Here is a 25096-nt window from a genome sequence, read left to right on the forward strand (position 1 = left end):
CTTTTATTTTTGGAGGCACCTCAAAAAAAATATATGATAGATCTTAAATCTATGATTAATGGTACAGAAAACCCAAATGGCCAATTTGGCCAATCTAAAGAGATTCAACAATCAGAACAAATGGTACCAGAGTCTTCTAGTGAAATTTCTCTTCCTTTTAGAAGTAATGGACCCGCAAGTACAACTGATAAGCAAGATATGTTTGTAACTACTGGTTATAATGAGAATGAAGCAAAAGAAAGTACAGAAGAAACAGATGAAACAGATGACCAAAACTTGTTGGATTGGCTAATAGATTATTTTACGCCTACTGAAGAAGAGGAAAGAGCAAGAATAGAAAGGGAAGAAGAAGCAGCAGCAAGCATAGAAAGGGAAGAAGAAGAAAAAAGATTAGAAGAAGCAAGAGAAGAAGCAAGATTAGAAGAAGCAAGAGAAGAAGCAAGAGAAGAAGAAGAAAGATTAGAAGCAAGAAGAGAAGAAGAAGAAAGATTAGAAGAAGCAAGAGAAGAAGAAAAACGACAACAAGGAATAGCAGCAAAAGTAAAAACAGGGAAAGAAGCACAAATAGCAACAAAAAAAGGACAAGCAAAGACAGAAAAAGAACAAAGGTTAGAAGTGTTGAAAGAAGAAACAGCGTTACATGCAAGTAAAGCAGAAACAAAAAGAGTAGAAGAACGAAGACTTATAGAACAAGAAGAAAAGGAAATGTTAATGGCAAAAGAAATAGGACTAGAAAAACGAACAAATGTTGCTACAAGAATGTTAGGTATGTTTTCTAGGCAAATAAGCCAGGCAAGAGCTATGTTAGGACCAGTAGTTGCAAAAATTCTTCAAGTGCCTTCTGTTAATGTTGCTTCAAAAATTAATAAGCCCTTAGTAGATGTTAATTTGCCTCATAAAGTTGAAAGCATTATACATTCAGTTAAATCACTTATTGTGGATAATAAAAATGGAGAAGAGCTTAAGGGACTTCTAGCTTCTATACAAAGTGTAGCTTTAGCTTATAAAGAAGATGTAAGTAGATTGTCGACTGATACTTCTTCTCAAAAGGAATCTAAACCTGAAGATGTTAAAGATGGTGGTTTTACTGCGATTGCATAAATTTCTTTCTTATTTCTTTAAAAATTTTTATAGCTTCTTCTATTCTAAGGGTAAGGGCAAGTCCGAAATAAAGTAAGAAGCATGTACCAAGACTTGTAGAAATTAAAATTAATTTTGAGAAAAAGTCATACTTTTCAAGATGTAGCGGGAATACACTTAAAAATAAAAAACCAAATAAGTACATTACAAGTGTAACAGTTGATATTTTTATAAGCGATCTTAAATGTCTTGTCCATCCAAGACAACCAATTTTTTTTCTAAGTAGTACTCCAAGTAATAAGAAATTAAATAAAGTAATTAAAGAAGTTGCAAAGGCAATTCCAGGAGCCTGGTATTTTTTTACCAGTAATGCATTTAAAAATATTTTTAGTATTATTGAACATATTGCTACAAGTAAAGGAATCCTTGAATCTCCTAATGAGTAAAATACCCTTGTTAATGTGTCACGAGCAACATAAGCAATCATTGAAAGTAAGAGTGCAATTAATATGCTGCTTGTAAGCATAGTAGATCTTTCATCAAACGCACCTCTTTCAAAAATTATTTCAACAATTGGTTTTGAAAATAAAAATAAGTAAACTGCAATTGGTAGTGTTAAAAACCAGAGAGATTTAATTACTACAATTGATGTTTCTTTAAGCTTGGCAATATTGTGACTGTGTGCTAGTTCTGAGAATCTCGGAAAGAAAGGTACTAAGAAAGATGTAAGTAAAACACCAAGTGGAAGTTGAATTAATCTATTTGCAAAAACAGTTGCAGTCCAGCTCCCTTCTTGTAATCCTGAACAAAAGAAACTATCTATATAAACTGTAACTTGCCCAATTGTTGTACTGAGAATTGCAGGTCCTAAGAAATGATAAAAATCACTAACTACTTTTTGATTTTTTACAAGTTCAAACTTTAAGTTTTCATACACACCAGCTTTAAATAAATCAGGGAGCTGAACAAGAAGTTGTAGTACAGCACCAATTAATGTTCCAATTCCAAGAGCTATTCCAATAGCTGGATTGTTGTAATATAAAACAAAAAGTATTATAGCTATGCTTGGAAGAACAGGACTAAAGGATGGCCAAAAGTACTTTCCATAAGTATTTGAAACACCACAAAAAATTCCAAGTAAACCTGAAATTATTATAAGTGGTGACATGATTTCAAGCTGTAAACCAGTTAAATACCATAATTTTTCTTTGTAAGAAGGATCTAAGCCAGTTGCTGGCACAATTAAATGAACAATGTTAGTCTTAAATTTTAAGATAAGCAAGGTCAAGAAAAATAAAACTATAAAAGTGCTTGTCAGAATTTTTATAAGAAAGCTACCTGATTCTTTAGCATTATCTTTTATTTTTGTAAGAGTAGTAATTGTAGCTGAATGAAAAGGTCCACCAAGTCCACCAAGTAAAATTAAAAAATTTCCAGTTAACAAGTAAGCAAAGTTATATGCATCCGCAGTTATTGATGTACCATAAAATTTTGCAATTACTAAATCTCTAAGTAATCCAAAAATCTTACTGATGATAGTAATTAATCCAACTAAGCCAACAATTTTAAAAAGTTTTTGATTTGACATAAGATAAATGAATTATAATCAAGGAGTTAGAGTATAAATAGAAATAAATGGTTCCATTTTTAAAACCTACGTTAATTTACAATGATGATGTAACTAAAGTCAGCATAAATGAACTAAAGAAATTAAATATTGAAGGATTAATATTAGATTTGGATAATACAATCATGGCTCCAAAGTCTGCAAAGTTAGATTTGCCAGTTAAATATTGGCTGGATGTAATGAAAAAAAATTTTAAAATTGTAGTTTTAACAAACAATAAAAAAGCATTTTATTTAGAAGCTGTCAGACAAATGTTAGAACTACCAGTAATTGGTTTTGCAAAGAAACCATGGTCTAATGGTGTAAAAGAAGCACTTGACATTTTAAATTTGCCAAATGATAAAATTGCAATTATTGGAGATCGTCCATTGACAGATATTTGGTTAGGACAAAAATATGGATTTAAAACTGTTTTAGTTAGAGCATTAACTGCACATATAGAACCTAAATGGAAATATCTCCTACGTAAATTAGAGTGGTCTTTTGTGAAAAGATGAAAAAAAATATCTCAATAATTCTTGCACCGTTTGGGGTTGGTGGTCCAAATAATGCTGCTTGTAATGGACCAAAAGCTTTAATGGAAAATCATTTGGTAGAAGATCTTAAAGAGTTAGGTTTCAATGTAAAAATTATTAAACCTGGTAGAGACGTGATTAATCACGTCTCTACGCACAAACAATTAAACCCCAAGAACAAAATTAAAAACATAGATGCAGTAGTAAAAATAAACAAATGGCTTGCAAGCACGGTAAGAAGTGAAATTAAAAATGGATTTATTCCGTTAACAATTGGTGGCGATCACAGTCTTGCAATTGGGACAATTTCTGGCGTAGTGGCAGGTTTCAAACCTGCCACTACAAAAAATGTTGGTGTGTTGTGGATTGATAGGCATTTTGATGCTCATTCGCCTAAAAATACTCCATCGTGGAGAGCTCATGGAATGCCAGTTTCTGTAGCAACTGCAGATAGAAAATATGATCTACATCCAGATTTTCAAAAATTATTAGCAATAACTCCACATGTACCAAAAATAAGACCAGAAAACTTTGTTCAAATCGGAATTGGTGAAAAGAGTTGTATTAAACCAAATACAAAATGGTATTCAATGGAAGACATTGACGATAGAGGAATAAATAAAATAGTTGATGGGGCATTAAATTATTTACTAAAGAGGGTGAAATATATTTATATTGCATGGGATATAGATTCAATGAATATTACTGGAACAGGAACTAGTGGAGATTCCCAGCTTACTTTAAGGGAAGGACTTGTAATTGCAAGAGCTATAAATAAAAGAATAAGGTTAGCAAATAGGTTAGCAGGATTTGAAATTATGGAAGTAGCACCGAGATTAGAAAGGAAACATTTAAAAGGACAAACAGTAGATTGGGCAATTCAATTGATTACTACTTCTTTCGGAGGAAATTTGTTTAATAATTTATCGAGATTAAAAAGGAATATAAAAGTTTAAGCTTAACTCCTTTATTCTATACTCAAATAAAAACTCAAAAATCTCTACGTGTCTTTTAGCTTCTTGTGGTGACTTCCCCCAAGCATAAATGCCATGCCCTTTTAAAAGGAGTCCTGAAACCTCTTCATTTATATAACTTGGAATAATGCTTGCTAAATACTTCATGTCTTGTGAATTTTCAATAACTGGAATATTTATTTTTACATCGTGTGTTTTAAAACCAAGGCCTTTTAACATTTCTAATCCCGACAAGGAAATGTAGGAGCAGGATTTATCCTGCCCTTCTAATGTACAATTTGACAATAACGTTGAGTTTGTTGTATGCACATGAAACACTGCTTTTGCATGTGTGTGTTTGTAAATAGTACTATGCAGAAGAGTTTCAGCAGAAGGTTTTGTAGAGGCAATCCCTTGTGGTTGCCCATCCTCGTTCACAAGCAAAAAATCATCTTCAGTTAGTTCACCTTTGTCTTTTCCACTTGCAGTTATTAAAAATCGGAGTGGGTCTTCTTCAATTAAAATTGAAAGATTCCCAGAGGTACCAAGCATCCAACCACGATTGTAAAAGCTTTTACTAACCTTAATTAGCTCTGCTTTTGCTTCTTCTACTTTTAAATCTTTTGTAAAAGTTTCTGTTGTAATTGTTCTTTTACCTCATGAAAGTTTGAAAAAGGAATGTATGAAGTATCTTCTTGCTCCAGATATTTTATCAAATCACCTCTTGCAAAAACCAAGTCTACTACTTTAGATGCTTCAAGATCTGTCAAGCTATCCCCGATTAATATTCTGAAGTATTTTTCTTTTGGAAAGTTTTCAATAAACTCTATCTTACAACATCCGCATTTCCCACAGGCGTTACAATTTTTAGGTAAATATTTGTAGTCGATTTTAATTCTCTCAAAGTTAAAGTTTGCTTTATTACAAATTAATTTAGGACTATCAATAACACCATTAAGTATTGGTTCTATATGAAAATCAAGTCCTCCACTAATGACATAACACTGAATATTTTCAAATCTACAAAAATCTAAAAAATCTTTAAATCCTTTACGTAACCTTGCATTTTTTTTAATGTATTCTATAATTTCATTTTTCTTTTTACTCTCGATTAGACCAAATAATTTTTCAACTCCATCTTTTAGTGTAATTGTCCTTTCGTATAGAATTTTATCTTTTATTTGAACCCATTCAGGTGGTGCAAACTTTTCCATAATCATCACTATTACATCTTTTTCAGTAATAGTGCCATCAAAATCTAAGAAGATAACTAGTTTTTTCATCTTGATGTTATATATAAATTTTTAACTTCACTTACAAACTCTTTTGCACCAGCACTGCCACCATCTTTATGCTCCCAAACAGCAGTGCCAGCGTTAATAACTATATCTTCTCCAAAATCTTTAACAATATCTTTTATCATGTTTGCTTTAATTCCTGCTGATGGCACTGGCCATGCTGGTCTGATACTTTCCATTGAACAAGTCAATGAATTCTGAATATCTTTTACAATGCTTTTTTCCCAGGCAAGTGAGCCATATGGGCTAGGAAATAAAACAAAATCTGCACCTGCAATTCTTGGTAGTTTACCAAGTAAAAGTTGTTCGCTAAGTCCAGAATTAGTACTTAAGCACATAGAACCTGCAAATGCTGGATGAGCCATAATTGGAATTGATACAACTTGTCTAAGTGAAAAAAGCAGTGGTAAACCATGTGAGACATAGTTAAGTAAGATACAATTTGCACCATTTTTTTCTAGCTGGACTCCGCGATCTAAAATTTCATTTGCTTGACCAGTTAAATTAATTGCATAAATTGTTTTAGCATTTGCTTTTTCTTTTGCTTTTAAGCAAGCTTCAAGTCTTTTTAAAGTTTGATTGAAATCTTTGCCGTATAAAATCTCGTCATCCTTAACAAGATCAAATCTAGCTTCAGCTTGTAGGAAAAACATATTTCCTAATTCTTCAGCTCCTAAACCAAGACATGGCTTAAAAATACTCATAAGGAGTGGTTTATCTTTTTTATTTAAGATTTCTCTTATCCCTGAAATTCCAACTTTTGGGCCTTTAAACCCTTGTAAATATTTAGAGGTAAATTCTATATCTTCAAGTTTTATTTTCCCAGCAAGACTAATTTTTCCATATATTGCAGTTAATAAGGCTCCTAAGTCAGAACCAAAATTTTCAATTGGGAATGCGATTTTAATTCTTGATGTATATGTTTGTTCTTCAATTGCTATAACTTCAGCTAAATGTTTAGAAACTTGTAGGTTTGTACTTTTAGATATTCCAATTGTTTGTCCTGTGGCAATGCTTTGAGCTAGATTTTTAACATCACGGCCATCATTTTTTACTGTATATATAACGTTAATAGTATCTTTTGTCATATTTTAAAATTAAAACTATGGTTAGAGCCAGATTCATTTTTATTATTTTACTCTTATTTTTCTTTTTTACAAAATCTCAACTAGCACAAGCAGCATTCTTAAGTTACGATGACTTAACTGAATTAAGCAAAACATTAAAGCCAGCTGGTTTATTAAAGGAAAAATTAGAAAAACAGCTTACTACTCCAGTTATTCAACAGCCACTAAATCTTCAAACTAGCTTTCTAACAGATCTAAGATTCGGTGAGTTTTTTAGAGTAGCTTCCTGGAACATTGAACGTGGTTTTAATGTAGATAGAATTATTCAAATTCCAGAATATTCACTTGATTATAAAACAAATCCGGAACTACTCGAGCAGTTAAAGGATTTTTTAGAAGCAAGTGTAATTGTTTTAAACGAAGTAGATATTGGTTTACCAAGAACGAAATATGAAAACATAGTAAAAAAAATTGCAGATGCTTTTAAGATGGGTTATGCTTTTGGGACAGAATTTATTGAAGTGGATCCTTATCAACTTGGCTTAAAAAAGTTTACAAAAGAAGAAAGAGTTTATCTAGAAGAAGAAACGCTAAAACAGCTTGACAACATTGAAAAAGATAAATTTTTAGGGTTGCATGGTACTGCAATTCTTTCAAAGTATCCAATTTTAAATGCAAAAATTATAAGACTTCCAGATTGTTATAACTGGTATGTTGAAGAGTCAAACAAGTTATCAGCCTTAGAACATCTTAGACGAGGAACTGCTGAAAAAATATTTTCAGAAAAAGTCCTAACAGAACTTCGTCATGGTGGAAGGATGGCTTTAGCTGTTGATTTGCTTTTACCAAATGGTCAGAAAATAACTATAGTTGGTACTCATCTTGAAAACAGGTGTATTCCAAGCTGCAGATATATTCAGTTTGATTTCTTATTAAAGAGACTTAGAAATGTTAAAAATCCTCTAATCTTAGCTGGTGACTTAAATACAACAGGAACAGATACAAGTCCTGTTTCAATTAAGAAAGAGGTTTTAAAAAGAGTAAAAGATCCAGAATACGTTGCAACACAAGCAATATTGTCTTTAACTCCAATTACTTTTATACAGAATCTTGTCTTAGATACAGCAAATGCTTTTAGACATTTTAAAGATCCAACCACAAAAAACATTCCATTACTTTTACCAAATAAGGAAAGAAAACTTTTTGACTTATTAAAAGAATTTAGGTTTAACGATAGTGGAGCTTTTGATATTAGAGGAATAGCTAATAAAACTTACACAGGTTTTAGTGGTTTTTTAAGTAATTCAAATGAAAGAGAACTAAAAGGATTTAAACCAACCTTTGAGCTTCAGAGGCATTTTGGCATAGCAAAGTACAAGCTTGACTGGATATTTGTAAAACCATTAAACTTAACAAACCCAAATGATAAGCAAGGTTCTTATGCATATGCTCCTCATTTTGGAAGAACTCTTCAAACTATAAATCAAGCATTTGGAAAGTTATCTGATCATGATCCAATTGTGGTGGATATTTCAACGGGCGAACCTGTTTCTCCCACTCTTTTACCTTCTCAATCTTACTTTCCATGAATTTCAAAAAACCACCTTTTAAGATAAATTCTTTTTTTAATGGATCTAAATTGAAAGAGACGCCCCATCGGGGCGTCTCTACAGTTTGATTTACGACATCTATTTCACATTCATTTTCTTTAAATAATTTTTCTACTTCTTCTTGCTTTAATTTAACAGGTACAAGACCATTGTTATAACAATTCTCCTCAAATATTCTTGCAAAGCTAATTGCAATAACTGCTTTAAAACCTCTGTCCATAATTGCCCAGACAGCATGTTCCCTTGAAGAACCACAACCAAAATTTTCTCTTGCAAGTAAAATTACAGCATCTTTGTATTTTGGATCATTAATTGTTGTATGAGGAACATCTTCTAATAAATGTACTCCATAGCCAGACTTTGTAATTCCAGTTAAATGACGAGCTGGAATAATTTGATCAGTATCAATATTAGATCTATCAAGTGGTAAGATTCTGCCAGAAACTTGCATAATATAATAATAGCACCCATATTTACAATGTGTAATTTAGAGTTTGAATCTCTAAAAATATGTGTAAAATAGAGTTATGTATCCTAGGTTGCTCAAAAAGCCATTTGATGGAAAACACAGCTTTTTTTTATTTGGCGCAAGAGGTACTGGTAAAAGTTACTGGATAAAGCATTATTTAAAGAGTGCTTTTGTAATTGACCTTCTTGATGTAAAAGTAAGCTATGAACTTGAGGCACATCCATACAGGCTTGAAAAAATAATACCTGAAAACCACAAGGATTTTGTTGTAATTGATGAAATACAAAAAATTCCCACATTGTTGGATGAAGTACATAGGCTAATTGAAAGTAAGAAAATAAAATTTATTCTTACCGGATCAAGTGCAAGAAAGCTCAAAAGAAAAAGTACAAACTTACTTGCAGGAAGAGCACTTGTCTATAAGATGTATCCTCTAACTGCTTATGAGCTAGGAAGGGATTTTAATTTAAAAAAATCCATTAAATACGGAAATCTTCCAAAGATTTATGATGATCCGGATTTAGATCCTGAAAAATATTTAGAGTCATATGTAAAAACTTATTTAAAGGAAGAAATTAAGCAAGAAGGTTTCAGTCGTAATCTTGGAACATTTTCAAGGTTCCTAGAAACTGCAAGTTTCTCTCAAGGCTCAGTATTAAATATGAGCAGTATTTCAAGGGAAGCAAGTGTAAAACAAAAAACAGTTGAAGATTACTTTGATTTACTTGAGGATATGCTTATTGCTTATAGAATTCCTGTTTTTACAAAAAGGGCAAAAAGAAGGCTTATTGCACATCCAAAGTTTTATTTTTTTGATGTTGGAATTTTTAGGGCTGTAAGACCTGTAGGTTTATATGACAATGAATCAGGACTCTTTGGTATTTCATTAGAAACATTAGTACTGCAAGAGTTAATTGCTTTTAATGAATATCTTGAACAGAGCTATAAAATTTACTACTGGCGAACAAGCCATGGTGTAGAAGTTGATTTTGTTTTGTATGGTCCAAAAGGATTTATTGCAATAGAAGTAAAGAAAAAAGGAAAAATTCATCCAAATGATTTAAGTGGTTTGAAGGCTTTTAGTAAGGATTACAAGGAGGCAAAACTCATTTTGCTTTACTGTGGAGAGAGAGAAGAATATCATGATGGAATTAAGGTTTTACCTATAGAAAGGGCATTAAAAAACTTAAAAGATCTGATCTAGATTAATAAAATTTTTCCTTTGATGAGCATTCTTTAAATTTCCTTTGGATGCGTTATAACTCCAGCTATTGCAGATGCAGCTACCACTGCTGGACTTGCTAAGTGTGCACGTGAGCCTGCTCCCATGCGGCCAGGGAAATTACGATTTGTAGATGAGATACATCGAGACTGTGGTGGAACTACTCCCATTGACATTCCAAGACATGGTCCACAAGAAGAATGTGTCCAAAGTGCACCAGCATCTTGGAAAATATCATGTAATCCTTCTTTTTCAGCTTGCCTTTTTACTGCTTGAGATCCTGGAGTAATGATTGTTGGAATTGAAACTTTTTTACCTTTTAGAATCTTTGCTGCTTCACGGAGATCTGAAATCCTGGAGTTTGTACATGAACCAATGAAAGCTTGATCTATTGGAAGTTTGTAAAGTTTTTGTCCTTTTTTTAATCCCATGTATTCAAGTGATTTTTCATCTGCATCTTGTGGGATTTCACCATCAATATCAATTACTTCTCCTGGATTTGTACCCCATGTAACTTTTGGTTTTAGACTTGTCACATCAAGAGAGATTTCTTTATCATATTTTGCATTTTTATCAGAAGCAAAACTTAACCATTTAATTTTTAATTTCTCAAACTCATTTTTATCTTTTATAATAATTTCTTTACCCCATAAATAATCTACTGTAATTTGATCTGGACTTATCATGCCACTTGTAGCTCCTGCTTCAATAGACATATTGCACATAGTCATTCTTTCTTCCATTGACATTGCTTCAACCAATGACCCTGCATATTCAAGCACATACCCAGTTGCGCCACGAAAGGTAATTTTTCCAATAATTTCAAGAATTACATCTTTTGCATAAACATAAGAAGAAATTTTTCCATTAATCAAGACTCTAAAAGTTTTTGGCTTATTTAAAATTAAACATTGAGCTAACATTGCACCTGCTTGAGCAGTAGTTCCAATTCCAAGTGCAAATGCACCAAATGCTCCATTAGTTCCTGTATGACTATCTCCACAGCAAAGTGTCATCCCTGGCTGAACATAGCCACGTTCTGGCGCAACAACATGACAAATGCCGTTGTTGCCAATATCAAATATTTTTACATTATGTTTTTTAGCCCAGTCTCTCAGGACTTTAGCTTGAATTGCTGTATCTGTATCTTTAGCTGGTGAGACATGATCATTAATTGCGATGATTCTTTTTGGGTTATATAATTTCCCACTAAAATTTTCATCAATTTCTATAGCTCCTTGTGGAGTTGTAATTTCATGAGCAACAATTTGGTCCATAAAAACCAGATAATTATCTCCTAGTAGCTTTTCTACAATATGTGAATCCCAAACTTTCTCAAATACTGATTTCATTTTTTATTATCTTCAATTAAATTATAACCTAATGTAAGATATAAGTGGATTCATTTTGGGTAAGGATCTACTATGACTCCTAATAAAAAAATTGCATTGGTTTTATCAGGTGGTGCTGCACGTGGTGCATATGAGGTAGGTGTATTGAAAGCTCTTTTGCCTGAGATCCAAAAAATTGGTGGCTTTAAAATTATTTGTGGAACTAGCGTAGGTTCTGTTAATGCTTGTTTTTTAAGTTCATTGGTTCACTTACCTGTTGAACAAATTGTGGAAGGATTAGAACACTATTGGTTAACTTTAAAAAGAGATCATGTTTTTCTGGAAAACTGGGCTCATGTTGGTTTGAGATCTTTTCTAGGATCTCTTAGATTAGGTACTCAAGACTTTCAAGGACTACTTGACAATTCACCATTAAAAAGGATTTTAGATAACGAGATCAATTGGGATCAAATCAGGAAGAACATTACAGATGAATTAATATATGCTCTGACAGTTACAGCAACATCTGTAACGAGCGGGCGATCAGTAGTGTTTTATGAATCACACGATCTAAACTGTATAAATGTGATATCTACAGCTTCCCACACAAGATTTGTCCCTGACCAAATTACATCCACACATGCGCTAGCTTCTACCTCAATTCCAATATTTTTTAAATCAGAGTTTATAAAGTTTAAAGATCACAGTATTGAGCATGAGGACTGGTTTTGTGATGGTGGCGTTAGACAAAACACTCCTTTATCACCAGCACTTATCTTAGGAGCAGATGCTTTGGTTATTATAGGAATGCATTTTACAGAAGAAAAATTTAGCACTGATACTGAAAAGCCTGGACTACTTCAAAATGTTGGTAAATTATTAAATGCACTTTTTCTTGATCATATAAGATTTGACACTCAAAGACTAAACATGGTAAATGAAATTTTAGAAGCAATTGATGATCCATTACTTCTTCAAAGAATAAATGAACAAAGGATGAAAAGAGGTTCTAAACCATGGAAAATTATTCCTGATTTGTTTGTAACACCAAGTAAACCAATGAGTGAAATAGCAGAAGAAATCTGGGACAAGTATCCAGACACAAGAAAAAATTTTCGTACACTTGACTGGCTTTTTAAACTTGGAAATTTAAAAGGACATTTACGAGGTGACTTGTTAAGTTATTTCTTTTTTAATCCTTATTATGCAAAAGCACTTATTGATTTAGGTTATAAAGATGGATTAGAAAAGATAAATTCTACAATTTGGGATCAAAAATTAAAAAAGAATATAAGAATAATCGATAGACTACTTATTTAATTTTTGCTGCAATATTAAATCCAAAATGTAAGTTATTAGATGGCCCGCCTACTATAAATTGGCCAAAAGTAGAATACGGTACATTAGAAATCCCAATAGTCCAGACATGCGTTTCAAGTTTTGATAAAATCTGCAAACCAAATGCCCATCCATTTTTTACTTCTCTATAACCACTTAACACTGGTGTATATTCTCCAAATATGGAAAGCTTGTTAGGCCATATTTGTAATGCAGCACCAATAGGTAGTGCAAATGTTCCACTGCTTCTTTTATATCCTCTGCTTTTTGGATCAGTAAAAGTAAAAAATGATGCTGATAAAGAATTTGCCATTCCAATTGTTGCAGATTTATCTGCCCAAGTAGGTGCTACATAAACTTTCATCCAGCTTGGAATAATTACTTTAGATATAATTGGCTGTACATAAAAGTCAATTGAGTTTTGAATGTTGTCGTTTTGGAATCCACTGGATAAAGTTAATCCAAATGGTGCTCCTTCACCAAAGTTTCTGGCTTCTTTAAAAATTTGATACTTTAAACCAAACTCAGAAGCATCAGTTAAGCTGGATCTAAATGCATGTGCTTCAATATTGTTTGTAATTCCATAATAAAGTCCAATACTGGCGCGGGCAAAAGTATCTAATCCATATAAATCATTTGCAGTGCTTTCATCAATTGGCCCTGTAAACCTGTGAGTAAAATCAAATGCAAAACCATTTCTTTGTAAAAGATTATCGGTAGGAATGTTATAAAGTCTTGGACCAACAGTTGTTGTAGCAGGACCACGTGCATATTTTTTCTTTTTTACTTTTCCTTGTAAACTAGTATCCTGTGAAATTTCTTGTTCTACATTTGCTTCTTCAATTGGCACATCTAATGTATATTCCTTGCCTTCAATTTTGACCTTTATAGTTTTATTTTGTTTATCATAATTAAGAACTTTTGGTTCTTCGGCATAAGCTATGTTTATTGAAGGTGCAAAAAAGATAGTAAGGAAAAACAAGATTCCAACAAAGTAATTTCTCAAGCAAAAATTATTGTTTAACACAATCATTAATTTAACACAGTTGTTAATGAAACAAATATTAGTTATAATGTTTCTACATGTTTTGCTAATTGTTATATTTAAGATTCAATCTTTTGGCTGAGGCATTATTAGATGAAGCACAACTTACTACGAAATCCTTAGACCATCATGGTTTAGTAGCAGCTACATGTAGAGAATTAGGAATAGTTGAAATTATTGATAAAGAAATTAAACGAGATGTAAGAGAAAAACTTACTACTGGTGAATGTGTTCTTGCGATGATAAACTTGGTAGAACTTTAGATAAACTTTATGAAACAGGTTGTGACAGTTTGTTTTCTAAGATTGCATTTCACTGGTCAGAAATATTTAAAGTGAACAAGAAGTTTCAACATTTAGATACTACCGTCATGAGTGTAAGTGGAGAGTATGAAAATGAAGATGGAGGACAAGAAGTATTAATAACATATGGAAGACCTAAAGATGGAGTACAAAACTCAAAACAATATTTAATTTCATTGCTTGTTTTAAACGATGGCGGCATACCACTCTTGGCAAGGAGTTGACCTGGTAATAAATCAGACCAAACTCATTTTAGAGAAGTACTTAAAAATCTAAAGAAAGAGATAAAACTTAATCAAGAGGAGATTTACTATGTAGCAGATTCAGCTCTTTATTCAGAAATAAATGTAAAAGAGATAAATAAGGCTGATGTTAAGTTCATAACTCACGTTCCAGCAAGAATAAAAGAAGTAGAAATCCTAAAATCTATTTCTATTCACGCTCTGTTTTTATACTCAAGTACAACACTATAAAATTTATCCAATTCACCCTGATCTAGTTCAAGTGCCTTACTTAAAATGTCAGTAAGTATTTTTTTAATTGCTAAAAAATAATCTTTATTTAACATAGCTCCACTAACATGATCTGGACTAGTTTCTAACACAATGCGAACAACCCCTTTAAGATCATTTACTCCTCTTATTGTTTTATTAATTCCTGTTCCAAGAATTGATTCAAGGGCATGGTAAAAGCTGAAGGCCAGATTATATCTTGCACAGTCTTTAAATAGTTGATCTGGATCTACTCTTTCCCAAGCTGGAGGTTGAGGAGTAACACAATTTCTTACCTCAATGTCATCACCAGCTAATGAAGACTCAGTAACTTTTCTAAGTTCATTTGGATCAACAACTTCAGCTACGTTAGGATAGTGGCTCTGTATAGCTTGTAAAAATTGATTAACTTTTTCTAGTCTAACTGTAAGTGACATTGGAATCCTTTTAATTATAATTTTTTCTTTTTCTTTTGTAAATTCTTTAATAAAACAAGCCCAATAAAATTGTTTACTGCATGGGCAGTAATTGGAAGCCAAAGTGAACCAGAAAAAATAAATAACCATCCAAGTAAAAGACCAGAGCAAGTTGCCCAAACAGCATAAAACCAGTATTTCATTCCTGGAAGATGTAATAACCCGAAAGCTACGCTGGATAAAATAATTCCAATACTTGGAAGTAATAATCCTCTAAAAAGAATTTCTTCACAGAAGCTTGATGTTAAGGATAAAAGTAAAAAATCAATTAACATTAGATCCTTAAAAACAGGAGACAATACTTCATCAAATAATTCTGTAAGTACAGAAAACCTTTTTATTTTTCCAGCTAGTTTATAAACCAAATACCCAGCTAATGACAAACACACACCAGTCAAAGCACCTTCTAAGATTACTTTGGTACTAAAGTTGAAATAACGAATAGGATTACTTTTTGGTAAAACCCAAATCCAAACTATTGAGATAAGTAAAATAACCATTTGAGGAGTTATGGCTGACCAAAGTACCTTTTCTCTTTTGTAATTCATTTTTTAATAAATACCTTTTGAGGTTTAATAATACAACCTTTTGTCAATGAACCAATAGCAATCAATTTATTATTGTTATCCAGTAGAGACATTGCATGCAGTGTTTCTACATTGTTTAATAAATCAACCTTTATTGATTTGCCATGACAAACATCATCAATTTGTTTGGAATTTAAATATATGTGGGGAAAATTTAAAACCAACAATGGAGATATGAGATAATTAACCACATTTGAAACATTCACGGATTTTGGGTTTATGCTTTTATTAAATAAAAAACATTTGCCAACCTTTGTTCTTACAAGACTAGACAATGTAGCGTATGTATTTAATTGTTTTCCTAGATCTCTTGCAAAAGATCGGATGTATGTTCCATTAGAACAATGTATTTTTAATTTGATTTTATTTTTTACAAATGAAACAATTTCTATTGAATAAATCTCCACCTCTTTTTCTTCAATGTCGTCTAATGTGATTTTTTTTTCTCTTGCAAGGTCATATGCCCTACACCCATCAATTTTAATAGCAGAATATATAGGCGGCTTTTGTTTTATTTTTCCTATAAAGTTTTTTATTTCTTTAGTAACCATCTCTAAAGTTGGTATAAAGTCACTTGTTTTTAAAACATTTCCAGTTATGTCATCAGTATCTGTACTTAATCCAAAAGTTACTTCAGCAAGATAAACTTTATCGTTTGGAAGGAACTTAAAAAGTTTTGTTGCTTCATTTATTCCAATTACTACAACACCGCTAGCAAATGGATCTAGGGTCCCGCTATGACCAATTTTTTTTATACTAAGAGACTTACGTAACATTGCAACAACATCATGTGATGTGCAACCAACAGGTTTATTAATATTTAAGAAACCAAAAACTTTAAACCTCTTTCCGTTTAATCTTTTCTAAAAGCTCTGTAATTTTTTGCCCACGCTCTAATGAATCATCTAACTTAAATATTAGCTCTGGTGCAAATCTTATACCAAGTCTTCTGCATATTTCACCTCTTAAAAACCCCCTGGCATTTTCAAGTGCTGCAAGCGTACCTACTTTTTGAGACTCTTCCCCATAGACACTAAAATAAACCTTTACATTACGCAGGTCACCAGAAACTTCTACATCAGTAATTGAAATAATTCCACTTAATCTGTCATCTTTAATTTCATTCCTTTGAATAATTTCTGAAAGTTCTCTTTTAATTTGCTGACTAATACGACGAGGACGATTATATGATTTCATGACGCAAGCTCCTTGAGGCTTATTCTTTCTTTTTCTATAATGGTCCAGCATTCAATTAAATCACCTTCTTCAATTTCATTAAACTCTTGAAAAGAAATACCACATTCAAATCCTGCTTGAACTTCACGAGCATCATCCTTAAAGCGTTTTAAGCCGTCTATTTTACCTTGATATATTAATTTTCCGCCTCTTGTGACCTTTGCAATTTGATTTCTCTGAATCTTTCCCTCAGTTACATATGCACCAGCAATTTTATTACCTTTGCCAAAAGTAAATATTTTTCGAACTTCTGCTACTCCAAGTTTAACTTCTTCTTTTTCAGGCTCAAGCAATCCTAGAACTGCTTTCTCTAAATCTTCTGTAATTTTATAAATAATATCGTAAATCCTAACATCTATACCTTGCTCACTTGCAATCTTTTGAGCATTTACATCAGCAACAACATGAAACCCAATTACAATAGAGTTTGTGCTAGCTGCCAAATTAATATCATTCTCAGAAATGTTTCCACTTCCTACATGAACAGGTCTAACTAATACTTCATTTGTTGAAAGTTTTATAATTTCTTTTGCAACAGCTTCAGCTGAACCCTGCACATCTGCCTTTATAATAATTTTCAACTCATGTACTTGACCTTCTTTTACCTTAGATGAGAAATCAACTAGTCCATATGACCCATGTTTTTCTAGTTCTTTCAATTGATTTTGTTGTGCAATTTCTTTTGCTTCTTGGTAAGTTTTACAGACCTGGAAAGTATCGCCAGCACGAGGTACATCTGATAAACCAATTACTTCAACTGGCATAGAAGGTGGTGCTTCTTCTACTTCTTTTCCATGATCATCAAACATTGCTCGAACACGCCCTGCAACTTTTCCTGCAACTAAACAATCTCCTTTTTTTAGAGTTCCATTCTGAATCAAAAGATGAGCTATTGAGCCTCTTTCTTTTGAAAGCTCAGCTTCAATTACTGCACCAACTGCAAGCCGGCCTGGATTTGCTCTAAGTTTGTACGAAAGTTCTGCATCAGCTACAAGAGTAATTTTTGTAAGTAAGTCATCTAAATCAATTCTTTTTTTCGCACTAATTCTTGAGCATACTGTTTTACCACCATAGTCTTCAATTAAAAGATCATGTTCTGCTAACTGTCCAAGTACTCGATCTGGCTGAGCACCTTCTTTATCAATCTTATTTAATGCAATCACAATAGGTACGCCAGCTGCTTTAGCATGATCAATTGCCTCTATGGTCTGTGGCATAACTCCGTCATCTGCAGCAACTACAAGAATTGCAATATCTGTAACTTGGGCTCCTCTTGCCCTCATCGCAGTAAAAGCCTCATGGCCAGGTGTGTCTAGAAAACTTATCTTACGTTTTTTGTTGTCATAATCTAATACTTCAACTTGATAAGCTCCAATATGTTGTGTAATCCCTCCTGCTTCTTGCTCAGTAATCTTAAATTTTGTTTTTCTTATAGCATCAAGCAAAGTAGTTTTACCATGATCAACATGCCCCATGATGGTTACTACTGGTGGTCTTGGTAAAAGATCTTCTTCAGCTTCAAGCGAAATATCTGGCTGTAAACTTATTTCTTCTTTAGCTTCTTCTTCAGTTATAACTTCATAGCCTAAAGATTTTGCACATTCTATTGCTAGCTCAAGCTCAATCGTTTGATTAACAGTTTTTATTATTCCACTTGAAAATAAATTTTTTACAACTTCTGTTTCTTGTAAGCATAATTTTTCTGCTAGCTCTTTAACTGACAATGCTGAAGTTAAAGTTACAATCAAAGGTTTAGATATAGTTGCAACAGTTTCAGTTTCTTTCTTTTCTTTCTCTTTTTGTTGATGTCCACCCCTTGTTCCGGATGGTCTTTTAGTTCTTCCCATCATAGAAGGCACCATGGTTGGTTTTGCTACACGGAAAGGTTGAACAGGTAAATTTGGTAACAATGGTTGTTCTTGTTTTTTAGGTTGGATACGTATTGTTTGTTCTTGTACTTGAGATACTTCTTGTTTTTGAATTATGTTTACACTTGTAGTTTGTGTCTCAGTTGCTTTTAATTCACTGACTGGTGCTTCTGTTGGTTTTTCTTCAGGTGGTGGAGGCGGCTTAATTCTTCTTACAATTTTTAATTGTTTTTTTACTGGCACAGGTTCTGGTGGTGGAGCCTGACTTGCAGGCTTTTCTAGTTTTGATTTTTTTTGTTCCTTTAGTTCTTGAATCATTGCTGAAGGGTCTAACTTTAATCCGCTTTCCTGTAAAGCTAAAACTATTCTTTCTACTAGTTCCTCATCAACTGAGCTTGATGCACTTTTTACAGGATAGCCAAGCTGCTCACATATAGAGATAATTTGTTTTGCTACATCAGATTGCTTTTGCTTGCGAACTTTTTCGTCAGATTCAGACTTAGTAATAATCCTAGTTAAATCATAAATACGAGGTTTAGTAGTTTTCATACTGCCACCTCATTTCTTAGGTTTTGAGGTTGAGGGAAGTTTAAAAGCTGATTAATGATTGTTGATAACTTGGAAGCTGGGACTTTAAGCATTTTTTGAAGTTTTTTTTCTTTAATTGCTTTATTAACACAGTCTGAATTTTTACATAAATATATTGATCTGCCAAGTTGATATTTGTTTGGGTTTAAAATAATTTGTTCAAGGCCAGATCCCAAATCATGAATCTTAGTCAGACGAATAAGGTCACTCTGTGTACTTTGCTTGCGACAAGTAATGCATTGCCTAATTAGATTTTTGTGATTCTGGTTCTTGATCTTTGGTCTCCTTGGGTTCTTGTGTTATTACTTCTTCAGTTACTTCTTTTTTATCTTTATCTTTTTGGTCTAAAACAACAGTGGTCTTTGCTCCAACACCAAATGGCTGGCCTTGGATTTGAGTTTCACTTCTTATGTCAATTTTCCATTCAGTTAGCTTAGCTGCTAACCTGACATTTTGTCCGTTTTTCCCAATAGCTAGACTTAATTGATCATCAGGTACAATTACTTCTGCACGTCTTCCAGTAGGGTCATCGTACAAAGCAACAGTTACAATTCTTGCTGGACTTAAAGAATTAGAAATAAAGTCAATAGGATCCTGAGACCATCTGATGACATCAATTTTTTCATTTCTTAGTTCTGTTACAACATTTTGAATTCTTGCACCCCTGCTGCCAATACAAGCACCAACAGGATCAATGTCAGCATCGTTTGAATGAACTGCAATTTTAGTTCTGTATCCTGCTTCTCTAGCAATTGCTTTGATCTCAACTGTTCCATCATCTATTTCAGGTACTTCAAGTTCAAACAACTCTTTAACTAACTCTTCATGAGTATGAGAAACAATAACAGTAGGGACTCTACCTGATTCTCTTAATTCCTTTACATAAACCCTTATTCTTGAACCTACTTTATAAGTCTCACCAGGCAACTGTTCTCTCGGGGGTATATGACCTTCAAACCGTCCAAGGTCAACAACAACGTTTGGTTTTCCGTTGTTTAAAATTTCAATTCTCTTGATTTGGCCTGTCATCATTGTTCCTTGACGACCAACAAATTCTTGTTTTACTAAATCTTTTTCAGCTTCTCTTAAACGTTGAGTCATTATTTGCTTTGCAGCTTGAGCAGCTATTCTTCCATATTCAGCAAAATCATCCGGAGTAACATCAATCTCAAGTATTTCATCAAGTACTACATCAGGCAAAAGTTCTTTAGCTTCAGCTATTGCAATTTCACGACACTCATTTGTAACTGTTTCAACAATTGTCTTTGGTGCAAATATACCAATCTCGCCAGTTACTTCATCAAACTGGATGTGAACACCATCAATATTGTGATCCGGGACTTTCTTTTTATATGCAGCAAGAATTGAATCACAAATAGCATTAATGAAAACCTGCTTTGGAATATTCCTTTCACTTTCCAATTGTTCTGCTGCCTCTATTAACTGAACTCCAATCTTATACACGGTGTAACCTCCTAGTGTTTCATTGTTCTTTATCTACAAAAAAAGCTGGAAGTTTTTAAAACCCCAGCCTGACTTGGCTTCCTGTTTTACGGATACATTGTACCACGGCAAACCTCTACCAAAGCAATCCAATGATAACCTTTAGTGCAAATCTTGTATTTTGAAGAAATGTGTAACTCTCTCTCCTTTTTTGTTTAAAAATTATTTCTAGTCTTTTTAAATTTTGGTAAAAACCATAAGCATTAAGTAAAAAATAAAAAGATATAGTAATTAGAATCCAGAGATATATAAGTAAAATAACTTTGCAAAGTAACATAGCTTGTTTATAATTTTGCTATTTGATCAAAAGATAATTCAACTGGTGTTGATCTTCCAAAAATACTTACCAATGCTTTAACTGTTTCTCTTTCTTCATTAATTTCAGTTATCTCACCAATAAAATCCTCAAACGGCCCTGACTGGATTTTTACTGATTCACCAACAATAACATCAATAATCTTTTTGCCTTCTTTTGTCTTTGTAAACACTTGGCTCTTTCTTAGAATTCTTCTTACCTCTGATGGTGGGACAGCAAGTGGTTGTTTATTTGCACCAATAAATCTTGTTACACCTGGAGTATCTTTAATTATTCTCCAGGTACTATCATCCATAATCATTTCAATTAATACATACCCCGGGAATTCACGTTCTTTTTTCTGGACTCTTTTACCATCATGAATCTTAGTAACATCTTTTTCAGGTACTATTACATTAAAAATCTTGTCATCAGCACTTAGAGTCTTTATTCGTTTCTCAATATGTTCTTTTACCTTGTTCTCATGGCCTGAGGCAGTTTGAACAACATACCAATTTCTTGTTTGTGGTTTTCGTGCTTGTTTTGACTTTAGCATAAATTTTCTTGCCTTTAAAAAAGTCTACCAGTAAAAAAGTCAGCAACTAACTTAAAAACCTTATCCATAGCAAAAATAATACCAGTAATTATAGCTACTAGCAGCATTACAGAGAAAAACTCTGTAGTAGTTTGTTCTCTTGAAGGCCAGGTTATTTTTAAAAACTCACTTTTAACCTCAGACAAAAACTGCTTAAGGTTAAAAGGTTTAGTCTCTATCTCGACCTTTCCATTATCAGTCTCTTTCTCACTCATTGCTATTGCCATAATTGGTTTTTACCTCTTGTATATTGTACATTACAGTGTAAATATTAAATTGGTAAAGTATAATTTTCTAGTGCAGTACTACTATGCTCTTTTTGATCTTCTGATTTCTGCTCCTCTGATTCTCTGGAATGCGCCCTTAGTTCAGTTGGTAGAACGCAGGTCTCCAAAACCTGATGTCGTAGGTTCGAGTCCTACAGGGCGCGAGTAAAAGAATAACGCTCAAGATTTTCTAAAGACGAAAATCTTGAGCGTTGTGACAAGAGGCAAACTGGAAGTCTGTGGAAGTGCAAAAGCCGAGTCTCGAGGCTGGAGCACGATTATAAAAAAGAAGCAGGTCTCCAAAACCTGATGTCGTAGGTTCGAGCCCTACAGGGCGCGAGGGTTAAACTGGGAGGATAAATAACATGTCAAAAAAAGTTACAGGTCCTGTTTTCAAAATAGAAGACGATCTTTATGGGATGACTAAAAAACAGATAGCTGAAGAGGTAAGGATTATGAGAGAGAGAGCTGAAAGAGTAAGGCAAAGACTAGATCAAAATGTTTCGTTTGTATTGAAAAAAAAAGATGATATGACAAAGTAAGTCATACGGCAGGAGTCAATTTTGGAATGTGAATATAGCCGTCAAAGTTCATTATTTCAGTTCTAACGTCCATTACGAGGGCGTGAATTAGTGGACAGAAATCAGTGGTCAGAGGAACAGATGTTTTGTATTCAAAGTAGAAATAGTGTTGATTTAAGTAGCCATGGATAAAAATAAAATTAGATTAATGCTTGTCGAGGATCATGTTCTAACAAGAATTGGTCTTAAGGTTTCACTTGAAAAATATCCAAACCTTGATGTTGTTGCAGAAACTGCAAATGGAAGAGAAGCAATTGAACTGGCAAAGGAAAAAATTCCTGACTTGATTATTATGGACATTGGTCTAGTGGAACTTGATGGTATTGAAGCTACTAAAAGAATCAAAGAAGCAAACCCAAATATAAAAGTAATCATGTTAACAAGTCATGAATCTAAAAGAGAAGTATTAGCAAGCTTAGCTAGCGGAGCCGATGGTTATTGTTTAAAGGATACCTCACCTGAGCAATTAATTACAGCAATAGAGTCAGTGTATGAAGGAAATGCATGGCTTTCAAGCCAGGTTGCTGAGAAGGTTTTAAGAAATATTTATGGGAAAGATATAAGTCAAATCGAACAAATAGCAAAGTCTTCTGTTGTAAATATCCCGACAGGTCCTTTGTCGGATCGAGAATTTGAAGTTTTAAAGCTTATTGTAGATGGTAAAAGTAACCAAGAAATTGCTGACAAGCTTTTTATAACCTTAGCTACTGTAAAAACACATGTACGTAGTATTTTAAATAAACTAAGTGTTGATGACAGAACACAAGCAGCAGTAAAAGCAATGAGAGAAGGTCTGGTTAGTTTTTGAAGTTTAGTTATTTAAATTGATAAAAATCACTTGGTAGAGTTGAGACATCATAAAGAGTTTTTAGTAAGTCAGTCTCAGTTATTAAACCTATAAGCTTTCTGTCATTATCTACAACTGGTAAGCAGCCAAATTTGTTGATCAGCATTATTTCTATTGCACCTTTAAGTGGTGTTTCTGGTCCAACAGCTGTGACTTGTTTTACCATTGCATCTTTTACTAAGATCATATCTGAGTTACCACTTAATGAATCAATTATTTCTCTGTAAGTTACAAGTCCAACTAGTTTTTTATTTTTATCAATGACTGGAAGATTTCTTATTTTTTGTTGTCTCATAAATTTTGAAGCATTAAAAATTGTTTCATCTTCAGAAAGCACTCTTGGATCCTGATTCATTATGTCTTTGACTCTCATAAGTTAAGGATATCGCAGCTAAACCTAATTGTTAATGGTTAAAACAATCAATGAAGATAAAACCTGTGTATATGGGTATAACACTAAGAGCAAGTTACAAAAATATAAATGAGGTGGAAACGATTTTAAAACATATTGATGAATCTATTTTTGTAGATACACCACAAGTATTTAATATAATCATAGACTTAAAGAAAAGTATCAATAGCTTATTTGACAAAGAGCCATTCATTCCCAAAGAAGATTTTGAGAATTATAATTATACTTGGCCGCCAAAAAAGAAATCAAATCCTTAGGTAGGTAGATAAAAATGGAGAATTTAACAGACGAAAAACGTCTTCGTCTTCTTATAGAAGCTCAGCCAATTTCAATGATAATGACTGATATAACAGGTAAGATTACTTTTATAAACAAACGAACAGAAACATTGTTTGGCTATACTCAAGATGAATTGATAGATCAAAATATTGAGATGTTAGTACCTAAACGTTTTCGCAAGACACACTCTGAATATACTGTTTCTTTCTTTAAGGAACCACAAGCAAGACCAATGGGAGCTGGAAGAGATTTAGTTGGCATTCATAAAGATGGCAGAGAAATCTTAATAGAAATAGGACTTACTCCAATAAAGACTGAGGAAGGACAATTTGTACTAGCATCAATCATTGATATTACTGAACGAAAACATTTAGAAGAGTTACTGAAACAAAAAACCATAGAATTAGAACGTTCAAATAAAGAACTAGAACATTTTGCATTTGTTGCTTCCCATGACCTACAAGAGCCGCTACGACAAATAATTTCGTTTAGTGATTTATTAAACAAGAAATATCACAATGTAATAGACGAAAAAGCAGATACGTACCTGCACTATATGCATGATAGTGCACTTAGAATGAGGATGCTTATTAAAGATATACTTGAATTATCGCGAGTAACTACTAAAGCACTTCCTTTTAAACCAGTTAATTTAGAAACAGTAGTACATCAAGTAATAAATGACCTTGAAGTAAAAATTAAAGAAAAACATGGCAAGGTAGAAATTAGTAATTTACCAACTATCAATGCTGAAGAAAATCAAATGAGACAGCTTTTTCAAAACTTAATATCAAACTCATTAAAGTTTTCTAAAAAAAATATTTCACCTCACATAATAATAGAAAGTAAAAACATAAGTAATGGAAAAATAGAAATTAAAGTACAGGATAATGGAATTGGTTTTGACAAAAAAGATACAGAAAGAATATTCCAGCTTTTTCAAAGATTACATACAAATGAAGAATATGAAGGAACAGGAGTAGGGCTTGCCATATGTAAAAAAATTATGGAGTATCATAATGGCAAAATTACTGCTTGTAGTCAAGTTGGTAAAGGGACAACTTTTATACTTAGTTTTCCCTCATCTACAATTTTTTAAACAAATAAGTATAAAATAACTAAACTATAAAGATGATTTTTTTAACCTAACTTAATGTAATAAAGCATAAACATTGTTTAAGTATAAAATGTTTATATTCGTGTAAATAGGGTAAG

The 25096-nt window shown here is 32.8% G+C and carries 29 protein-coding genes and 1 tRNA gene; 13 read left to right on the forward strand and 17 right to left on the reverse strand.

Annotation, left to right across the window (positions count from 1 at the left end; genetic code table 11):
* The first annotated feature begins 33 nt into the window (after nt 1-33).
* Nucleotides 34-1101 carry a hypothetical protein gene (locus HYY52_08520; GenBank protein MBI2996729.1) on the forward strand — a complete coding sequence of 356 codons (1068 nt, stop codon included), beginning with the start codon at nt 34-36 and terminating at the stop codon, nt 1099-1101.
* Here the strand turns inward: HYY52_08520 and murJ are convergent.
* On the reverse strand, nt 1085-2668 hold the full coding sequence (gene murJ, locus HYY52_08525) for a murein biosynthesis integral membrane protein MurJ (protein MBI2996730.1): 1584 nt from the start codon (nt 2666-2668) through the stop codon (nt 1085-1087). The two genes, HYY52_08520 and murJ, sit on opposite strands and share 17 nt — an antisense overlap.
* A 47-nt stretch (nt 2669-2715) precedes the next feature.
* On the opposite strand from murJ, the gene HYY52_08530 reads away from it, so the two are divergent.
* Both HYY52_08530 and HYY52_08535 read left to right on the forward strand, forming a co-directional pair.
* Nucleotides 2716-3204, forward strand: coding sequence for a YqeG family HAD IIIA-type phosphatase (locus HYY52_08530; protein ID MBI2996731.1), 489 nt, complete (start codon nt 2716-2718; stop codon nt 3202-3204).
* Nucleotides 3201-4178 (forward strand): arginase family protein, encoded by a 978-nt coding sequence (locus tag HYY52_08535; protein MBI2996732.1) that lies wholly within the window; start codon nt 3201-3203, stop codon nt 4176-4178. The genes HYY52_08530 and HYY52_08535 overlap by 4 nt, the downstream gene beginning before the upstream one ends.
* Here the strand turns inward: HYY52_08535 and mtnB are convergent.
* From mtnB to mtnW, 3 genes are all read right to left on the reverse strand, one after another.
* Nucleotides 4155-4727, reverse strand: a complete 573-nt coding sequence (mtnB, locus tag HYY52_08540; GenBank protein ID MBI2996733.1) for a methylthioribulose 1-phosphate dehydratase — start codon at nt 4725-4727, stop codon at nt 4155-4157. The two genes, HYY52_08535 and mtnB, sit on opposite strands and share 24 nt — an antisense overlap.
* A gap of 62 nt (nt 4728-4789) precedes the next feature.
* Nucleotides 4790-5458: an MtnX-like HAD-IB family phosphatase gene (locus HYY52_08545; protein ID MBI2996734.1), complete on the reverse strand. Its 669-nt coding sequence runs from the start codon at nt 5456-5458 to the stop codon at nt 4790-4792.
* Nucleotides 5455-6561 carry a 2,3-diketo-5-methylthiopentyl-1-phosphate enolase gene (gene mtnW / locus HYY52_08550; protein MBI2996735.1) on the reverse strand — a complete coding sequence of 369 codons (1107 nt, stop codon included), beginning with the start codon at nt 6559-6561 and terminating at the stop codon, nt 5455-5457. Before mtnW ends, HYY52_08545 begins: the two co-directional genes overlap by 4 nt.
* A gap of 17 nt (nt 6562-6578) precedes the next feature.
* Here mtnW and HYY52_08555 point away from each other — a divergent pair, with 17 nt between their 5' ends.
* A complete protein-coding gene (locus tag HYY52_08555; protein ID MBI2996736.1) occupies nt 6579-8129 on the forward strand; it encodes a hypothetical protein in 1551 nt (516 codons plus the stop codon).
* On the opposite strand, the gene leuD is transcribed toward HYY52_08555, so the two are convergent.
* Nucleotides 8017-8601 (reverse strand): 3-isopropylmalate dehydratase small subunit, encoded by a 585-nt coding sequence (gene leuD, locus HYY52_08560; GenBank protein MBI2996737.1) that lies wholly within the window; start codon nt 8599-8601, stop codon nt 8017-8019. The genes HYY52_08555 and leuD overlap by 113 nt on opposite strands.
* Before the next feature lie 76 nt (nt 8602-8677).
* Here leuD and HYY52_08565 point away from each other — a divergent pair, with 76 nt between their 5' ends.
* The gene (locus tag HYY52_08565; protein MBI2996738.1) at nt 8678-9823 is read left to right on the forward strand and encodes an ATP-binding protein; all 1146 of its coding nucleotides are present in this window, start codon (nt 8678-8680) and stop codon (nt 9821-9823) included.
* 32 nt (nt 9824-9855) lie between these two features.
* Here HYY52_08565 and HYY52_08570 read toward each other — a convergent pair whose 3' ends face one another.
* Nucleotides 9856-11193 carry a 3-isopropylmalate dehydratase large subunit gene (locus HYY52_08570; GenBank protein ID MBI2996739.1) on the reverse strand — a complete coding sequence of 446 codons (1338 nt, stop codon included), beginning with the start codon at nt 11191-11193 and terminating at the stop codon, nt 9856-9858.
* Nucleotides 11194-11265: 72 nt separating this feature from the next.
* Between HYY52_08570 and HYY52_08575 the strand changes: the two genes are divergently transcribed.
* Nucleotides 11266-12492, forward strand: coding sequence for a patatin-like phospholipase family protein (locus tag HYY52_08575; GenBank protein ID MBI2996740.1), 1227 nt, complete (start codon nt 11266-11268; stop codon nt 12490-12492).
* On the opposite strand, the gene HYY52_08580 is transcribed toward HYY52_08575, so the two are convergent.
* Entirely contained in the window at nt 12485-13543 is a 1059-nt protein-coding gene (locus tag HYY52_08580) for a hypothetical protein (GenBank protein ID MBI2996741.1), read from the reverse strand. The two genes, HYY52_08575 and HYY52_08580, sit on opposite strands and share 8 nt — an antisense overlap.
* 86 nt (nt 13544-13629) lie before the next feature.
* Here HYY52_08580 and HYY52_08585 point away from each other — a divergent pair, with 86 nt between their 5' ends.
* Nucleotides 13630-13818, forward strand: coding sequence for a DUF4277 domain-containing protein (locus HYY52_08585; GenBank protein MBI2996742.1), 189 nt, complete (start codon nt 13630-13632; stop codon nt 13816-13818).
* 71 nt (nt 13819-13889) lie between these two features.
* A complete protein-coding gene (locus HYY52_08590) occupies nt 13890-14081 on the forward strand; it encodes a hypothetical protein (GenBank protein MBI2996743.1) in 192 nt (63 codons plus the stop codon).
* A gap of 212 nt (nt 14082-14293) precedes the next feature.
* Here HYY52_08590 and HYY52_08595 read toward each other — a convergent pair whose 3' ends face one another.
* From HYY52_08595 to secE, 9 genes are all read right to left on the reverse strand, one after another.
* Nucleotides 14294-14785, reverse strand: coding sequence for a hypothetical protein (locus tag HYY52_08595; GenBank protein ID MBI2996744.1), 492 nt, complete (start codon nt 14783-14785; stop codon nt 14294-14296).
* Between the two features lie 14 nt (nt 14786-14799).
* The gene (locus tag HYY52_08600; protein ID MBI2996745.1) at nt 14800-15372 is read right to left on the reverse strand and encodes a CPBP family intramembrane metalloprotease; all 573 of its coding nucleotides are present in this window, start codon (nt 15370-15372) and stop codon (nt 14800-14802) included.
* Nucleotides 15369-16229, reverse strand: a complete 861-nt coding sequence (gene truB / locus HYY52_08605) for a tRNA pseudouridine(55) synthase TruB (GenBank protein MBI2996746.1) — start codon at nt 16227-16229, stop codon at nt 15369-15371. Before truB ends, HYY52_08600 begins: the two co-directional genes overlap by 4 nt.
* A 19-nt stretch (nt 16230-16248) precedes the next feature.
* A complete protein-coding gene (gene rbfA, locus HYY52_08610) occupies nt 16249-16608 on the reverse strand; it encodes a 30S ribosome-binding factor RbfA (GenBank protein ID MBI2996747.1) in 360 nt (119 codons plus the stop codon).
* A complete protein-coding gene (gene infB, locus HYY52_08615; protein ID MBI2996748.1) occupies nt 16605-19064 on the reverse strand; it encodes a translation initiation factor IF-2 in 2460 nt (819 codons plus the stop codon). The genes rbfA and infB overlap by 4 nt, the downstream gene beginning before the upstream one ends.
* The gene (locus HYY52_08620; GenBank protein ID MBI2996749.1) at nt 19061-19378 is read right to left on the reverse strand and encodes a YlxR family protein; all 318 of its coding nucleotides are present in this window, start codon (nt 19376-19378) and stop codon (nt 19061-19063) included. The genes infB and HYY52_08620 overlap by 4 nt, the downstream gene beginning before the upstream one ends.
* Nucleotides 19347-20558, reverse strand: coding sequence for a transcription termination/antitermination protein NusA (nusA, locus tag HYY52_08625; protein MBI2996750.1), 1212 nt, complete (start codon nt 20556-20558; stop codon nt 19347-19349). Before nusA ends, HYY52_08620 begins: the two co-directional genes overlap by 32 nt.
* 332 nt (nt 20559-20890) lie before the next feature.
* A complete protein-coding gene (gene nusG / locus HYY52_08630) occupies nt 20891-21457 on the reverse strand; it encodes a transcription termination/antitermination factor NusG (protein ID MBI2996751.1) in 567 nt (188 codons plus the stop codon).
* Between the two features lie 14 nt (nt 21458-21471).
* Nucleotides 21472-21723: a preprotein translocase subunit SecE gene (gene secE, locus HYY52_08635; GenBank protein MBI2996752.1), complete on the reverse strand. Its 252-nt coding sequence runs from the start codon at nt 21721-21723 to the stop codon at nt 21472-21474.
* A gap of 130 nt (nt 21724-21853) precedes the next feature.
* Here secE and HYY52_08640 point away from each other — a divergent pair.
* From HYY52_08640 to HYY52_08650, 3 genes are all read left to right on the forward strand, one after another.
* Nucleotides 21854-21926, forward strand: a tRNA-Trp gene (locus tag HYY52_08640).
* 201 nt (nt 21927-22127) lie between these two features.
* Nucleotides 22128-22304, forward strand: coding sequence for a hypothetical protein (locus HYY52_08645; protein ID MBI2996753.1), 177 nt, complete (start codon nt 22128-22130; stop codon nt 22302-22304).
* A gap of 163 nt (nt 22305-22467) precedes the next feature.
* Entirely contained in the window at nt 22468-23151 is a 684-nt protein-coding gene (locus HYY52_08650) for a response regulator transcription factor (protein ID MBI2996754.1), read from the forward strand.
* Nucleotides 23152-23158: 7 nt separating this feature from the next.
* Here the strand turns inward: HYY52_08650 and HYY52_08655 are convergent, their stop codons facing one another.
* The gene (locus HYY52_08655; protein MBI2996755.1) at nt 23159-23563 is read right to left on the reverse strand and encodes a CBS domain-containing protein; all 405 of its coding nucleotides are present in this window, start codon (nt 23561-23563) and stop codon (nt 23159-23161) included.
* Between the two features lie 71 nt (nt 23564-23634).
* On the opposite strand from HYY52_08655, the gene HYY52_08660 reads away from it, so the two are divergent.
* Both HYY52_08660 and HYY52_08665 read left to right on the forward strand, forming a co-directional pair.
* Complete coding sequence (locus HYY52_08660) at nt 23635-23859, forward strand: hypothetical protein (GenBank protein ID MBI2996756.1); 225 nt, start codon at nt 23635-23637, stop codon at nt 23857-23859.
* Nucleotides 23860-23873: 14 nt separating this feature from the next.
* The gene (locus HYY52_08665; protein MBI2996757.1) at nt 23874-24980 is read left to right on the forward strand and encodes a PAS domain S-box protein; all 1107 of its coding nucleotides are present in this window, start codon (nt 23874-23876) and stop codon (nt 24978-24980) included.
* Nucleotides 24981-25096 lie beyond the last annotated feature (116 nt).

The organism is Candidatus Melainabacteria bacterium (assembly GCA_016193285.1).
In the GTDB taxonomy this organism is placed as follows: Bacteria; Cyanobacteriota; Vampirovibrionia; order 2-02-FULL-35-15; family 2-02-FULL-35-15; genus JACPSL01.

Coding starts and splice junctions, on each gene's coding strand:
- HYY52_08570 (MBI2996739.1), bottom strand. CDS start 11,193: ATGAAATCAGTATTTGAGAAAGTTTGGGATTCACATATTGTAGAAAAG.
- leuD (MBI2996737.1), bottom strand. CDS start 8,601: ATGCAAGTTTCTGGCAGAATCTTACCACTTGATAGATCTAATATTGAT.
- HYY52_08530 (MBI2996731.1), top strand. CDS start 2,716: ATGGTTCCATTTTTAAAACCTACGTTAATTTACAATGATGATGTAACT.
- HYY52_08555 (MBI2996736.1), top strand. CDS start 6,579: ATGGTTAGAGCCAGATTCATTTTTATTATTTTACTCTTATTTTTCTTT.
- HYY52_08595 (MBI2996744.1), bottom strand. CDS start 14,785: ATGTCACTTACAGTTAGACTAGAAAAAGTTAATCAATTTTTACAAGCT.
- HYY52_08650 (MBI2996754.1), top strand. CDS start 22,468: ATGGATAAAAATAAAATTAGATTAATGCTTGTCGAGGATCATGTTCTA.
- HYY52_08520 (MBI2996729.1), top strand. CDS start 34: ATGATAGATCTTAAATCTATGATTAATGGTACAGAAAACCCAAATGGC.
- rbfA (MBI2996747.1), bottom strand. CDS start 16,608: ATGAAATCATATAATCGTCCTCGTCGTATTAGTCAGCAAATTAAAAGA.
- nusG (MBI2996751.1), bottom strand. CDS start 21,457: ATGCTAAAGTCAAAACAAGCACGAAAACCACAAACAAGAAATTGGTAT.
- infB (MBI2996748.1), bottom strand. CDS start 19,064: ATGAAAACTACTAAACCTCGTATTTATGATTTAACTAGGATTATTACT.
- mtnW (MBI2996735.1), bottom strand. CDS start 6,561: ATGACAAAAGATACTATTAACGTTATATATACAGTAAAAAATGATGGC.
- HYY52_08660 (MBI2996756.1), top strand. CDS start 23,635: ATGGGTATAACACTAAGAGCAAGTTACAAAAATATAAATGAGGTGGAA.
- HYY52_08655 (MBI2996755.1), bottom strand. CDS start 23,563: ATGAGAGTCAAAGACATAATGAATCAGGATCCAAGAGTGCTTTCTGAA.
- murJ (MBI2996730.1), bottom strand. CDS start 2,668: ATGTCAAATCAAAAACTTTTTAAAATTGTTGGCTTAGTTGGATTAATT.
- HYY52_08580 (MBI2996741.1), bottom strand. CDS start 13,543: ATGATTGTGTTAAACAATAATTTTTGCTTGAGAAATTACTTTGTTGGA.
- HYY52_08565 (MBI2996738.1), top strand. CDS start 8,678: ATGTATCCTAGGTTGCTCAAAAAGCCATTTGATGGAAAACACAGCTTT.
- HYY52_08545 (MBI2996734.1), bottom strand. CDS start 5,458: ATGAAAAAACTAGTTATCTTCTTAGATTTTGATGGCACTATTACTGAA.
- HYY52_08535 (MBI2996732.1), top strand. CDS start 3,201: ATGAAAAAAAATATCTCAATAATTCTTGCACCGTTTGGGGTTGGTGGT.
- HYY52_08665 (MBI2996757.1), top strand. CDS start 23,874: ATGGAGAATTTAACAGACGAAAAACGTCTTCGTCTTCTTATAGAAGCT.
- HYY52_08600 (MBI2996745.1), bottom strand. CDS start 15,372: ATGAATTACAAAAGAGAAAAGGTACTTTGGTCAGCCATAACTCCTCAA.
- mtnB (MBI2996733.1), bottom strand. CDS start 4,727: ATGCTTGGTACCTCTGGGAATCTTTCAATTTTAATTGAAGAAGACCCA.
- HYY52_08575 (MBI2996740.1), top strand. CDS start 11,266: ATGACTCCTAATAAAAAAATTGCATTGGTTTTATCAGGTGGTGCTGCA.
- HYY52_08645 (MBI2996753.1), top strand. CDS start 22,128: ATGTCAAAAAAAGTTACAGGTCCTGTTTTCAAAATAGAAGACGATCTT.
- secE (MBI2996752.1), bottom strand. CDS start 21,723: ATGGCAATAGCAATGAGTGAGAAAGAGACTGATAATGGAAAGGTCGAG.